Annotated in this window: 11 protein-coding genes, 1 tRNA gene and 2 pseudogenes; 8 read left to right on the top strand and 6 right to left on the bottom strand. The window is 47.3% G+C overall.

All coding sequences use genetic code 11. From position 1 onward, the window contains the following. Positions 1 to 39: 39 nt before the first annotated feature. The 3 genes and pseudogenes from ACLGGO_RS23930 to trpS all read right to left on the bottom strand — a co-directional run. Positions 40 to 711, bottom strand: a pseudogene (locus ACLGGO_RS23930) (RNA-guided endonuclease InsQ/TnpB family protein); the annotation flags it as partial. Positions 712 to 970: 259 nt separating this feature from the next. Then, entirely contained in the window at positions 971 to 1,876 is a 906-nt protein-coding gene (locus ACLGGO_RS23925; RefSeq protein WP_446421159.1) for a methylenetetrahydrofolate reductase, read from the bottom strand. A 76-nt stretch (positions 1,877 to 1,952) separates the two neighbouring features. Further along, positions 1,953 to 2,963, bottom strand: coding sequence for a tryptophan--tRNA ligase (gene trpS, locus ACLGGO_RS23920; protein ID WP_446421158.1), 1,011 nt, complete (start codon positions 2,961 to 2,963; stop codon positions 1,953 to 1,955). A 355-nt stretch (positions 2,964 to 3,318) separates the two neighbouring features. Between trpS and ACLGGO_RS23915 the strand changes: the two genes are divergently transcribed. The 5 genes and pseudogenes from ACLGGO_RS23915 to ACLGGO_RS23895 all read left to right on the top strand — a co-directional run bounded on the left by ACLGGO_RS23915 (position 3,319) and on the right by ACLGGO_RS23895 (position 5,464). After that, entirely contained in the window at positions 3,319 to 3,972 is a 654-nt protein-coding gene (locus ACLGGO_RS23915; RefSeq protein WP_446421157.1) for a zinc ribbon domain-containing protein, read from the top strand. A gap of 65 nt (positions 3,973 to 4,037) precedes the next feature. Next, complete coding sequence (gene psb28 / locus ACLGGO_RS23910) at positions 4,038 to 4,373, top strand: photosystem II reaction center protein Psb28 (RefSeq protein WP_446333962.1); 336 nt, start codon at positions 4,038 to 4,040, stop codon at positions 4,371 to 4,373. 73 nt (positions 4,374 to 4,446) lie between these two features. After that, a pseudogene (locus ACLGGO_RS23905) lies at positions 4,447 to 4,635 on the top strand (zinc ribbon domain-containing protein); the annotation flags it as partial. A gap of 173 nt (positions 4,636 to 4,808) precedes the next feature. Beyond that, entirely contained in the window at positions 4,809 to 5,312 is a 504-nt protein-coding gene (locus tag ACLGGO_RS23900; RefSeq protein ID WP_446421156.1) for a MogA/MoaB family molybdenum cofactor biosynthesis protein, read from the top strand. Between the two features lie 79 nt (positions 5,313 to 5,391). Next, positions 5,392 to 5,464, top strand: a tRNA-Glu gene (locus tag ACLGGO_RS23895). Positions 5,465 to 5,608: 144 nt separating this feature from the next. Here the strand turns inward: ACLGGO_RS23895 and ACLGGO_RS23890 are convergent. From ACLGGO_RS23890 to ACLGGO_RS23880, 3 genes are all read right to left on the bottom strand, one after another. After that, on the bottom strand, positions 5,609 to 5,956 hold the full coding sequence (locus tag ACLGGO_RS23890; RefSeq protein ID WP_446364230.1) for a ribulose bisphosphate carboxylase small subunit: 348 nt from the start codon (positions 5,954 to 5,956) through the stop codon (positions 5,609 to 5,611). A gap of 124 nt (positions 5,957 to 6,080) precedes the next feature. Next, positions 6,081 to 6,470 (bottom strand): RuBisCO chaperone RbcX, encoded by a 390-nt coding sequence (rcbX, locus tag ACLGGO_RS23885; protein WP_446421155.1) that lies wholly within the window; start codon positions 6,468 to 6,470, stop codon positions 6,081 to 6,083. Positions 6,471 to 6,555: 85 nt separating this feature from the next. After that, positions 6,556 to 7,986, bottom strand: a complete 1,431-nt coding sequence (locus ACLGGO_RS23880) for a form I ribulose bisphosphate carboxylase large subunit (RefSeq protein ID WP_446333964.1) — start codon at positions 7,984 to 7,986, stop codon at positions 6,556 to 6,558. A 646-nt stretch (positions 7,987 to 8,632) separates the two neighbouring features. Here ACLGGO_RS23880 and ACLGGO_RS23875 point away from each other — a divergent pair. The 3 genes from ACLGGO_RS23875 (at position 8,633) to ACLGGO_RS23865 (ending at position 13,317) form a co-directional block, all read left to right on the top strand. Then, positions 8,633 to 9,760 carry a ligand-binding sensor domain-containing protein gene (locus ACLGGO_RS23875; protein WP_446421154.1) on the top strand — a complete coding sequence of 376 codons (1,128 nt, stop codon included), beginning with the start codon at positions 8,633 to 8,635 and terminating at the stop codon, positions 9,758 to 9,760. A 148-nt stretch (positions 9,761 to 9,908) separates the two neighbouring features. Continuing rightward, on the top strand, positions 9,909 to 10,688 hold the full coding sequence (panB, locus tag ACLGGO_RS23870) for a 3-methyl-2-oxobutanoate hydroxymethyltransferase (protein WP_446333966.1): 780 nt from the start codon (positions 9,909 to 9,911) through the stop codon (positions 10,686 to 10,688). A gap of 232 nt (positions 10,689 to 10,920) precedes the next feature. Further along, entirely contained in the window at positions 10,921 to 13,317 is a 2,397-nt protein-coding gene (locus tag ACLGGO_RS23865) for a zinc metalloprotease HtpX (RefSeq protein WP_446421153.1), read from the top strand. Positions 13,318 to 13,610: the final 293 nt, after the last annotated feature.

Genomic DNA, 13,610 nt, shown 5'->3' with positions numbered 1-13,610 from the left:
AAATTAATTAAACGTCAAATGTGAGGTATGTGACATCTCCTACACAAACCTGAGTACAGGTATGGTGTAGGCTTCGCAACCAATCCGGCTATCGCTTAGGAGGCGTTGCGCTTTAAGGACTGGATGCCCCTCAGCCCTGTTTCTGATATTTATAGCTGCATTGTGGTCACGGTCAAGACTGCACCCACATTGAGGGCAGTTGTGCCAGCGAATATGCAGCTTTTTGGGGACTTTCTCGCCACAATTGGAGCAATCCTGTGTAGTGTTATGGGCGTTGACTGGAACTACCAACAAACCAGCATTTTCGGCTTTGTTCGTGAGTATTGACAGGAAGTTTGACCACCCAGCATCCAACACAGATTTAGCCAATCGGGTACGAGCAAGCCCAGAAACGTTTAACTGTTCATGAGCCACTACATCATATTTTAACAGCAAATAATTAGCCGTCTTGAAGTGAAAATCTTTTCGCTTGTCGGCAACTTTCTTATGTTGCTTCCCTAACTGTTTAATTGCTTTGAGCCTACCCTTACTTCCCTTTTTCCTTCGTGATACCCGTTTTTGGATAACACGCAAACGTTTCTGGGCTTTTCGGTAGTGTTGAGGAATAGCAACAGTTTCACCCTCGGAAGTCGTCAAGAATTCCTTTAAACCCATATCAATTCCGGTAATTTTATCCGGGTTAAACTCTGGCTTAATTTCAGGAACAGTGTGGTGTGAGTGTTTCAGCATTAAAGAAGTACATCAAAAACCAGGAGGAACCTGATTAATTTATTGGTCATTTCCGTACCTCCAATGACCCGCCTATCCATCCCGACACCTCTTCGGTGTACCGCTTTCTTTGTGGGGCTTCCGGCTTGCGAAAGCTAAAACACGATAATCTTTCCCTACTCCCAGACGTAGCATGCTACGTCTGGAACAGTAATCCCCCTGCGATCGCAACCAAAAACGTTTCGGTCTACTGAAATCCGTTTTACCTGTTCAGAGGAGGGATTCCCGCTAAATCGAGAATCTGGGGAATTAAATCTTCTCGCTTAATTACCATAATATGGACACCCTGACACAGTTGTTTCGCGAGTTGGATTTGCTCAGCGGCAATTTTCATCCCTTCTTGCAGTGGATCGACGGCGGCTGCCAGTCGATCAATAATAGATTGGGGAATGTTGACACCGGGAACGTATTTATTGAGAAATTGAGCATTTTTCGCCGATTTAATCAAAAATATCCCAGCTAAAATCGGCTTATCGGTGTCAGCCGCAATCTTATCCATAAACATTTCCAGCCGCTGGAAATCAGCAATCAGTTGGCTCTGGAAAAACTGGGCACCCGCTTCTAGTTTACGCTCAAATCGACGCTGTAATCCAGACCAACTTTTTAACTGAGGGTCAACGGCTGCTCCAGCAAACAAGTCTGTATTTCCATCAGACAATGGTTTATCATTGGCATCGAAGCCACGATTGAGTTTACTGATTAGCTGGAGCAAACGTACTGATTCTAGATCAAAAACGGGCTTAGCGTCAGGATGATCACCGACTTTTACTGGATCGCCAGTGAGGGCAAGAATGTTACGAATACCCAATGCTTGTGCCCCCATCAGATCCGCCTGCAATCCCAGTCGATTGCGATCGCGGCAAGCCATCTGACAGATGGGTTCAATTCCATTTTGGTGTAAAATAGCGGCGGCTGCCAAGGAAGACATCCGCAGGACAGCCCTAGACCCATCCGTAATATTAACGGCATGAACACGCTGCTTAAGCGGTTTTGCCATGTCAAGCATGTGAATTGGATCACCTCCCTTGGGGGGGGTAACCTCAGCCGTAATTAAGAATTCCCCTGATTTAACGGCGTCGCGAAACGAGGGTTTAGTAAGGTTTGTCATTCGTCATTTGTCATTTGTCATTCGTCATTTGTAATCCTTCTGCTCCCCCTGCTCCCAGACGTAGCATGCTACGTCTCTACAAGGGTGTAGAATACCCCATAGCTGTCTTGACTCTGGATAGGGTTGAGAGAGCGATCGCTTCAGCTTTCTCGCGCCCTTGGCGTAACACTGACTCTAGATAGCCTTTATCTTCCATCACAGCTTGATAGTTTTGCTGAATCGGTTTGAGGGCTTCAATAGTTGCTTCACTCAACACCGCTTTGAACTGTCCCCACCCCATATCCTGACATTCGGCGGCGACAGCTTCCTTGGTTTTCCCCGAAAGCAGGGTATAAAGGGTGAGCAAGTTATTACACTCTGGACGTTCTGGATTGTCAAATTCTAGACCCTTAATTGGATCAGTTTTACAGCGCTTAATTTTCTTTTGAATCTCCTCTGGAGCATCCAGTAGATTAATCCGACTCATTTCGGATGGGTCAGATTTGGACATTTTCTTTGTACCATCGGTGAGACTCATCACCCGCGCTCCTTCTTTACGGATCAAGGGTTCAGGCAGTTTTAACACCGGCTTTTTTTTGCTGCCATACTGGTCATTAATCCGAATTACAATATCACGAGTGAGTTCGATATGTTGCTTTTGGTCTTCTCCCACGGGTACTAAGTCCGCATCATAGAGCAAAATATCTGCTGCCATCAGCACAGGGTAGTCCAGTAAACCCGTACTGACATTTTCTCCCTGCTTCACCGCTTTTTCTTTAAACTGAATCATGCGTTCGAGCCAATTGATTGGCGTGATGCAATTAAACAGCCAGGTGAGTTCACAGTGAGCTGGGATGTGAGATTGGACAAAAATGGTTGCATCGTTTAAATCTACCCCACAAGCTAGATATAACGCCGCGATCGTATAGGTATCTGCGGCTAAAGTTGCTGGATTGTGGGGAACCGTAATCGCATGTAAATCGACGACGCAAAAGAAATTTTCATACTGACTCTGAGCTTCTACCCAATTACGGATTGCTCCGAGATAGTTACCCAGGTGAAGATTGCCAGTTGGTTGAACTCCAGAGAGAACGCGCTTTTTGCCCATTGATATTGGTTAAGGATTTGGAAGAGCCAAGGTGGCGAGAGTCCCAGGCTTGTACCCGCTTTCGTGTCAAGCACTGGAGGAATCGCCGTGAAACGGTGCAGATTTTTGGCAGGAATCTACAAAACCGTCTCCCCTCAGAGGTAAGGTGAGCTGGATTCCGCTAACCTACGCTAACACCAATGAGGGGACGCCTGATAATTCTTTGATGATCTGCTCTATCAATTTTGCCATTACCTTGGTCGTTATGGCAGAAGAATCGTGCTTTTTTTGTTAATTGTAGGGTTTTTGGTATGATCACTGAGGACAAACATAAATACGTGACAACTCCACACTCGGACTCGAAGGAGTTTTGAAAATGTTCCAAGTCCTCACAGTTAGCTGCAAAATCGAAGTATCCCCGCAACAGGTTGAAAAACTTGATGCGGTGCTTCGTGCCTTTGCTAGCTGCTGTGAGTACGTGAATAAAAACACTGACCCAAAACTGACCAACCAGATAGCCGTGCAGTCCTTGATTTACAGGGAAGCACGGGAATACTCGGGTTTGTCGGCTCAGATGACTATCCACGCTATTCGCCGAGTTTGCGCTAATCGTAAGACTGCCAAACAGCAGAACCGACCTGTTAAGGGTTTTGCTCCAACCAGTATCAACCAACAACCACGATCTAAAATTGAGAGGCGTAGAAGTAACAGTTGGACGTTCTACCAATTTCGCCAATTTATGACTTATAAAGCCGTGAAGTTTGGCGTAAACCTGGTGTTTGTTAACCCTCGCTATACCTCGCAAACCTGTTATAAGTGTTTGCATATTCACCCAGTTAGAGGGAAATCCTACAGAAGTGGTAAGAGGTTTAGCTGTGGTCATTGCGGCTGGATTGGTGATGCGGATGAGAACGGCGCTAAGAATATTTCCGTTTTGGGGCTGCTTTTAGACCAGCCTGGAGGTTCAGGACTTGCTTGCTCGCTAGAGGAGCATGTCTTAGGGCTACTGAAATCCCACTGTTCAGCGTAAGCAACAGGGGGAAGTTTAATTGGTGATAACTTTGATAACTTTCTTAAATTTTGACTGAACGGCTCATGGCTAAAATTCAATTTATTAGAGGCATTGACGAAGAAGTTGTACCTGATGTGCGCCTGACTCGCTCTCGTGATGGCAGCAATGGTACGGCAACCTTTTATTTTGATAATCCTAAGGCGCTCAATGGCAACTATGGTGAAGAAATAACAGGTATATACCTGATGGATGAAGAAGGTGAGCTGGTCAGCCGAGAGGTTAAAGGCAAATTTGTCAATGGACAGCCGACGGCATTAGAGGCAATTGTGATCATGAAATCCCAAGAAGAATGGGATCGCTTTATGCGTTTCATGGAGCGGTATGCTGAGGAGAATGATTTAGGATTTAGTAAGTCTTGATTCTCCCACGGCTCAAAGGATGAGTAACTCAATGGTATTCTTGTGGGCATTGAACCTGTAGATCTCAATTCTTTGTGATCTACGGGGGTCAACTTTGGTTGTAGTAGACCGATGGTATCCCTCGACTAAAACCTGTTCAAGATGCCACACCGAAAAGGATGAAATGCCCCTATCTGAAAGAGTTTTCCGGTGTGACAATTGCGGGTTAGAACTTGACCGCGATTTTAACGCCTCCATTAATTTGGAGATAGCCGCCAGTTAGGTGGTGGTAGCCTGTGGACTGGTTAAGTGCCGTCACTGCCAGAGTGAAGCAGGAAGTAAGCATCAAAGTTAGGTCTGACTAAGGTTGACCAGCTTTGAGTAGGTCTTTCATAACGGCTTTAGTATCAGATGTCAGCTTAAATATCCCTTTGCATACGCCTAAACACCGCCGATATGACTCATCAGCCTCATCCCGATAAAGGCTCAAGCTCGATTTCTTGTGCTGTGGTGACAGTCAGCGATACGCGATCGCACGAATCAGATCGCAGTGGTTCCCTCATCCAGCAATTGCTGCGTGACGCGGGTCATGCTGTTGTCGCTTACTCCATTCTTAAGGATGAACCGAACCAGATTCAGACTTATCTGCAAGTCTTGGCAAAGCGTTCGGATATTCAGGCGGTTGTGGTTAACGGGGGTACGGGGATTGCTGAGCGAGATACAACCTATGACGCCTTAGTGGGTTTGTTAGAGAAGACCTTACCCGGATTTGGTGAGGTCTTTCGTTGGCTCAGTTACCAAGAGATTGGCTCACGCGCGATCGCTTCACGGGCTGTCGCTGGAGTGTATCGCCGTAAGCTGATTTTCTCCATTCCTGGTTCTACCGGAGCAGTCACCCTTGCCATGGAAAGGCTTATCTTACCAGAATTGATTCATCTGGTCACTCAGGTGGAGCCATAAAAGTTTCCGCTTAATTTGTTGGCTCAGGAGTTGACAAACCCAAAAATGTTCGTTATATTTATTAAGGTCTGAGAAATACGCCCCCATCGTCTAGAGGCCTAGGACACCTCCCTTTCACGGAGGCGACAGGGATTCGAATTCCCTTGGGGGTATTAATGTAGAGACGTTACAGGTAACGTCTCTACTATTATTTTGTGGTGATTATTAAGAAAAAAAGAGAGGTTTTATGACCTCTCCTCTCTATCTCAGCAGATTTCAAAGCTGGGCAACTTAGTAGTACCCTCGGCTACCACCGACTACCACCGACTACCACCACGATTTTCACCGGGCTTATAGATAATGAAGCTCAGAACTTGGCACTGCTTAATGTTGTCAAAACCCACAACGCGGATGTAATTGTCGCGATATTCAGACCGACAAGCATCAACCTCAGCCATTACTTCTTTAGCAGAAGTGGCGTTGAACAGAGGAAGTTTCCACAGTGTCCAGTAGTGCTGTGTTGGTTCAGAGCTTTCGCTAAATTCGATGGCTGGAATATAGCCCTGTTCCAAAATGTATTCAACCTGTCGGACAATTTGCTGATCGCTCAGAGGCGGCAAATAAGACAGAGTTTCAAAACGACGCTCTTTAGGTAACGTTTGCATGGGTAATTCTGTGATGGTTGTGTTTTTGACGATCTCCTTTTTAGAAAAAGGGAGATTATATGGAACTCACATTCCATAAGTAGGGTATGCCAGCAGATGGCAGAGTACCCGGCTTAATTGCCAACTAGGTGTCCGAATCAGCTTGCTGTTCGGTTGAGGCTGGGTGTTCAGAGATACTGAGTTGCGTCATTCGCTCAAGATACTGACGGCGATATTCCATATTCGACTGTTGAATGCTCGTGCGAACCATTTCTGGCAAGAAGTCTGCCACTTCCTCACTCAGATGCTGTCGCACAGTCATGATCCGAAACGCCAGTTCTTGTTTTTCCACCAAGAGTGCTTGGAGATAGGCATCTCCATCTTGAACTCCTTGGTTTGCCGAAAAAGAATGCAGCCACAGAGCCTGGGGCGGGTCAGTTTCACCCAATTGATCCAGGACAATCCTCAGTGCTTGGTAGGTCATGTAACTAGTTAGCACTTTGGCTGTATCTTTGGCAACTCGTTTTAGATCCATAGTCTGAACCCAGCCCTATAACAGTATGAAGTATCAATGATGAAGTATGAAGTTCTACACTTCATACTTCACACTTCATCGGGTATCAGACGGTATCAACCGCTTCATACTCGAACTTGATTTCCTTCCACAGTTCGCAAGCGGCGGCTAATTCAGGACTCCATTTACAGGCTTCGCGGATAACATCGCCGCCTTCACGCATCAGGTTGCGTCCTTCATTACGGGCTTGGATGCAAGCTTCTAAGGCGACACGGTTAGCCGTTGCACCAGGAGCGTTACCCCAGGGGTGACCCAGAGTACCACCACCGAATTGCAGGCAGGAATCATCGCCAAAGATTTCAACCAGCGCTGGCATGTGCCAAACGTGGATACCACCGGAAGCGACCGGCATTACACCGGGCATGGATGCCCAGTCTTGGGTGAAGTAAATGCCGCGTTCGCGATCGCGCTCAATATGATCTTCCCGCATCAGGTCAACAAAACCCATGGTGATGCCTTTTTCACCTTCGAGCTTACCGACCACAGTACCGGAGTGCAGGTGGTCACCACCGGACATCCGCAGACATTTGGCAAGCACCCGGAAGTGAATGCCGTGGATCTTCTGACGGTCGATTACCGCGTGCATCGCACGGTGGATGTGTAGTAGTACACCATTGCGACGACACCATTGCGCCAAAGTGGTGTTCGCCGTGAAGCCACCCGTCAGGTAATCATGCATGATAATCGGCGTACCGATTTCCTTGGCGAACTCCGCCCGCTCCATCATTTGTTCGCAGGTGGGGGCGGTGACATTCAGGTAGTGACCTTTCATTTCACCGGTTTCGGCTTGGGATTTTTCAATTGCCTCTTGCACGAATAGGAAGCGATCGCGCCAGCGCATGAAGGGCTGGGAGTTAATGTTTTCGTCGTCTTTAGTGAAGTCTAGACCGCCGCGCAGACACTCATACACGGCACGACCATAGTTCTTCGCCGACAAACCCAACTTGGGCTTAATCGTGCAACCCAACAAGGGACGCCCGTACTTGTTCAACTTATCGCGCTCAACCACGATCCCGTGAGGGGGTCCTTGGAAGGTCTTCAGATAAGCCACTGGAATCCGCATATCTTCTAGACGCAGGGCTTTCAGGGCTTTAAAACCAAACACGTTCCCCACGATGGAGGTCAGCATGTTGGTTACAGAACCTTCTTCAAACAGATCCAAAGGGTAAGCTACGTAGCAGATATATTGATTATCTTCCCCACGGACTGGCTCGACTTCATAGCAACGACCTTTGTAGCGATCCAGGTCTGTCAACAGGTCTGTCCAAACCGTTGTCCATGTCCCGGTGGAAGACTCAGCCGCTACAGCTGCACCCGCTTCTTCTGGAGGCACCCCAGGCTGCGGGGTCATGCGAAAAGCTGCCAGAATATCTGTATCTTTAGGAGTGTAATCCGGAGTGTAATACGTTAATTTATAATCCTTGACCCCGGCATCATACCCAGCTTTTGACTGAGTTTTTGTTTTAGCGTAAGACATGTTTTCCTTCCTTAGGAACGTACTGAATGTTGCGGCAGGCTAAACCCTTATGCATTATTAACGATTTTATGCCCTTAGTTAAAGACTAAAATCGCTAAAATGACTCTGAAAATTAGCCCGGATTGGGTGCATCCCCACACCCAACCTGCTCATTTTGGTTTTTGGTTTCTGAATTACCTATTATCCGCCATTTTGGGTCAAAAAACTTGACTCAGCCAAGACATTTTTTTATTGAGCGGATCAGGATAAGAGCAATTATCCCACAGCACCAAACTATTGCTTGATATGGGCTTCTCTCCCCTTATGGCTTTAGGTGGCATCCTTGTGGCGATTCATTTCACGCCAAATTGAAAAATTATAGCGTGTTCGCGAAGCGGCACGACGTGCAGCTCCTTGCCAGACAAGTGAAATTTTCAGCAACGTTGTTAATATACCAAAGAATTCAATAAGTTTAACTTCAAATATTCTTGAGAATTGTATAAGGTACTATTATAAATCAACGAAATGTTAAATATTATTAATTTTCTGTTACAGAATAACCAATCTGGGACGTATTGAGGTAATGATTTTATAGTCCAGGATGAAACATCACTCCGACTAATATAGATATAGATATAGAAAAACTATCCCAATAGTCTCAGAGAACATGGCGTCTTTGAATGCCCCGATTCGTCTTTTCATCGGTGCTACCCTGCTAGGGTTAGGGTTACCCCTGGCAAGCTTAACCGCTCCTCTATGGATGGGGATTGAGCCGAACCCAGTACTGGCACAAGTGACCCTAGCTCAAACCGAACTGGGGACAGCCCCCGACTATCAAGGTGCACCCCCTCCCCCTGGAGGCGCTCCGTTACCCCCCGAACGCTTGCGACGACAAGTAGAACCCCTATCCATCGATTTTCGCGTCCCCGCGTTGCAACCCGACTACACCGGTGACCTCTGGGTGGGAACCTACTCAGGACTTGCCCGAATTGACCCGAACACCGGACGCCTGAAAGCCCGTGTTGATTTACCAAACTACACCATTGACGCCTTAGCCCAAGACCGGGTAGGACGAATTTGGCTGGGAACTTATGAAGGATTGTTACGAGTAGATCCCCGCAGTAACGAGGTTACCGCACAAAACTTTACATTACCCTCGAATCGAGTCTTATCCTTACAAATAGATCGGCGTGGGTATCTCTGGGTAGGAAGCGATCGCGGTTTGGCTATGATTAGTCCCGACAAAGGATTATTGATGACCACGGTGCAAGAACTCCCCGGCGTCAGCGCCAATGCTCTGACATTAGATGAAGAGGGTCAACTTTGGGTGGGTACATTAGAAGGATTAGTGCAAGTCGATACCGCCAGTGCTTTTGTCATTCGGCGGATTGGCAATCTACCTGGAACCATTGTCCAAACCCTCACCACAGGACCTGATGGCAAGCTGTGGGTCGGAACACCCAGTAGTCTTTTGGTAATTGACCCCAACAATCCCTTTGCCGAACCGCGTTCGGTGACTCCGTTACGGGGGCGTAGTGTAACAGCGGTGCGCTTTGCTCTAGATGGTAGTGTTTGGGTAGGTACGGAAAGTGGCTTGTTAAAAATCAGAGCGGAAACGGGAGCCGTGTTGGGAGAACTATCCGATCTTCCCTCAGACTATATTCTTTCCCTGTCCCCAGATATTGGGAATAAATTATGGGTGGGAACGACGGAAGGACTAGCCTGGGTTAGCCTATCCACGGGTCAAGTCAGACCTCATTTAGCGTTTGTTAAGAATCCGCCAGAGACGTTTTAGTCATTTATTTAGGAAGTCATCATTCATAATTTAGACGGGGCGGGTTTAGTTCCGGTAGTGGTTTGAGTTTAAACGTTATCGGTAAAACCCGCCCCTACACAATCACGCACCATGTCCTCGAGGATCGCCAAGGATCAAAACTCCCCTAATGGTAAATATCCAGCAACTGAAACAATGGAAACAACAAGGGCGTCCGTTGGTCGTCTTGACCGCTTGGGATTATGCGATCGCACAATTATTAGATGCGGCTGGAGTTGATATTATTCTGGTTGGGGATTCCTTGGGAATGGTCACCTTGGGGTATGAGACGACATTACCCGTGACCTTGGAAGAAATGCTACACCATGCTAAAGCCGTGCGTCGGGGTGTAAAACAGGCGTTCGTGGTGTGCGATCTACCCTTTTTGAGTTATCAGGAAAGTCTCCAACAAGCGATGCATTCGGCGGGTCGGGTATTGAAGGAAACAGGGGCGCAGGCGGTGAAGTTAGAAGGCGGACATTCTGCCATTGTCCAAACTGTAGCCCATTTAACGGCGGTGGGAATTCCAGTTATGGGTCATGTGGGCTTGACACCGCAGTCGGTACATCTTCTCGGTTATCGTCAGCAAGGGAAAACAGAAGAGGCGGCGGAGCGGATTTTGGCAGAAGCGATCGCGCTTGAGCAAGCGGGTGTTTTTGCCCTGGTTTTAGAGCATATTCCGGCAGATTTGGCTAGGAAGATTACACAAACCTTAACCATTCCCACGATTGGGATTGGTGCTGGAGTCGATTGCGACGGACAGGTATTAGTCACCGCCGATTTACTGGGACTTTCGGAACGTCAGCCACCCTTTGCCAAGTTATATGCAAATTTGCGGCAAGTGATTACTCAGGCGGTGCAAGACTATAGTCATGATGTGCGAGAGCGACAGTTTCCAGAGGGGAAATAGTTGCTAAAGCGATAGATTGGTATTCCTCTTAGGAGTTCTTCAATTGAACACCATACCAATTGAGGACGGCTAACCATATCATCGATAAAGTTGTGGAAAAATACTGACGAAGAAACGATAAACGTGAAACCCGATCCCACACAAAACTTTACAATGACGCGATTTATCTGCCGGATGAAACATTCCAGGCAGGACAGCTTATTCTAAAAGAGCAGGGTAGAATGTAAAGATTATGGCATCTGTTCCCAATCCCTCCCTCGATGCGGGTTTAGCGGCTCTCAAACAGGGCAATTACGCGGCGGCGATCGAACACCTAGAAGGTGTCTGCGAGATTGAGTTAGATGAAGCCATCGTCTCCCGCGCCAATGTCGCCCTAGTCAAGGCTTATCGCCAAAGTGGTGATATCCAAAACGCGATCGCGCTTTGCCAAACCCTCACCCAAGATCTCAATCCTAAGGTTCAACAATGGGCGACAAATACCTTACCGGAACTCATGGCGGAATCCCCACCTCCAGCCAATCCCACAGGGTTTACGCCTGTAGAGAAAACATCGGCTAATCCCTCCGCATCCGATACTACCGGATTTGTTCCCCTAAACTCCCCCTCCTCCCCCGCCAAACCTGGAACGGTTAAACAGCGGTTAACTGATTCTGCTAAACGCCTGTTTGCAGGTGGCAAATCGCGACAACACTCTTCAGGAAATCAACCTCCTCCTCAACCCTCATCCCAACTCCCGGTTGCTTTCACACCCCCTTCAGCACCCTCCCTATTTTCCGCTAACCCTCGGTTTCGTAACTTAGGGCGTGCGGAAAACTGGAGTCCCTTCAAACGCCCGAAATTAAGGCGATTGGGGCTAATTGGGGTAGGAAGTGCGATCGCGTTTGCTTGGTTGCTGCGTTTCTGGCTAAAGTTTTTAATGGCAACCACCAATACTATCTTGGTGAAATTGCCGCTATTATCACCGATTCAATGGTTCTACCGTGATCCTACTCAGGTTTTAGCTATCTTAGGGATCGTGACGCTAATCGTCTCTCCCTGGTTAATGGATTGGCTATTAAGACAGGTGTATGGATTAGAACCTCTTTCCGTAAGCCAACTGGCGGCGCGATCATCAGAATCGGCTAAAACTATCCAACGCTTTTGCCGTCAACGCCGTTTACCGTTACCGACGCTGGGTATTTTACCCACACAAGCGCCTTTAGCGATAACCTATGGTAATTTGCCTCGCACGGCTCGAATTGTCGTCAGTGAGGGCTTATTGACACAACTCGCTGAAGATGAAATCGCCACGATCTATGCGACTCAGTTGGGGCATATTGTTAACTGGGACTTTATCTTAAGTTCTCTAGGCACATTAATTCTCCAGTTTCCCTATCTCCTATATATATATGTTGCCCAAGGGGGAGAACGGTTAGCGGAGTGGATTCGGGGCAAATATCCCGCCACTCAACGAGTGTTACCGCCTCTGTGTTTAGGGATTACCAGTATTATTTCCAGCTTAGGTTACACCACCTACTGGCTACTGCGCCTCCCCCTGCTCTGGTTTTCCCGGATTAGAATTTACTATAGCGATCGCGTGGCGATAGAAACCACCGGAAATCCCAACGGCTTAACCCGGGCGCTATTGAAAATCGGCTTAGGAATGAGTGATGCAATCCATCAAGCCGATCAAACCCGCCCCTTATGGGAAAGCTTTGATTTAGTATTACCCCTAGGATACCGACAAGGATTACTCTTAAGCAGTTGTTCGCCCCATGTTCCCTTTGAACGGGTTTTACAGTGGGAATGTACCAACCCTTACCGCCACTGGTTAATTATCACAGAGGCTCATCCTTTATTAGGCGATCGCTTGCATTTGTGCGCTCGTTATGCTTATGAGTGGCGGTTGGGTACAGAATTGGATTTACCCATACCACCACCGCCAATACGGGATAATAAAACACGCTGGTTGAAACTAATTGATAGTTATAAAGCCTTTCCCTTATTTCAAAGTGTCCTATTAACTGGATTCGTTGTCGGTGTTGTGCTGCGAGTGGTATTCTGGCTACTCGGTATTCTCAGTGATTTGTTATCTCGCAAGTGGATAAGTGGATTCTGGCGGCTGATATGGTTACACAACGCTGGGTCATTTCTGGATGCTTGTATCCTAATTGCATTTAGTTTAAGTATTATTCTCTGGATTAATCGTTACTTTCCCGATATCAAACCTGCGGCGATTCGTCACCAACCCAGCTTAGAACAAATGTTAGCTGATCCGAATGCGTTACCCTCTACCCATCAACCTGTGGAATTTACAGGTAAACTTTTAGGGCGGCGCGGATTGCAGAATTGGTTAGGGGTCGATTTAATTATCGAAACGGATAGTGGGTTAGTTAAACTGCATTACTTTTCAATTTTAGGTCCTCTGGGTAACTTACTCCCCCTGGGAACTCGCCCCAGTGATTTAGTCGGTGAATCGGTGACAGTAATGGGTTGGTTTCGGCGGGGGGTTACGCCTTGGATTGATGTGGAAACATTGAGTACATCAGATGGGAAAATCAGTCGCGCCCATTATCCATTATGGTTAGTGATTCTGGCTGTAGTGGCGGCGATATGGGCATCCTATTTAATTTGGACATTACCCGCATAGATGTTTGTCACCCCCTTTTACCACGGCGATTAAAATCGGAATTATGTCATCTTTGTAGGTTGGGTTTCGCTTACGCTCTACCCAACCTACGAGAACTAAATCTGCCTTAGTAACCCTCGTTTACCACGGCGATTAAAATCGCTGCTACACAAACAAAGTCCGCCTACGCGGACTGGGTTATAAAAGGGGTGGCTAACTCGGATTTTGTATAACATTTTTTGTCACCTTAATGTCACTAAATCCACCCTTTTGTAGGGGCGGGTTTAACCACTAACGTTTGTTGTCACCCTGAT

The organism is Coleofasciculus sp., assembly GCF_046565525.1.
Classification (GTDB): Bacteria; Cyanobacteriota; Cyanobacteriia; order Cyanobacteriales; family Coleofasciculaceae; genus Coleofasciculus.
The sequence above is the reverse complement of the archived record's forward strand: the minus strand, read 5'-3'. Positions and strand labels throughout refer to the sequence as shown.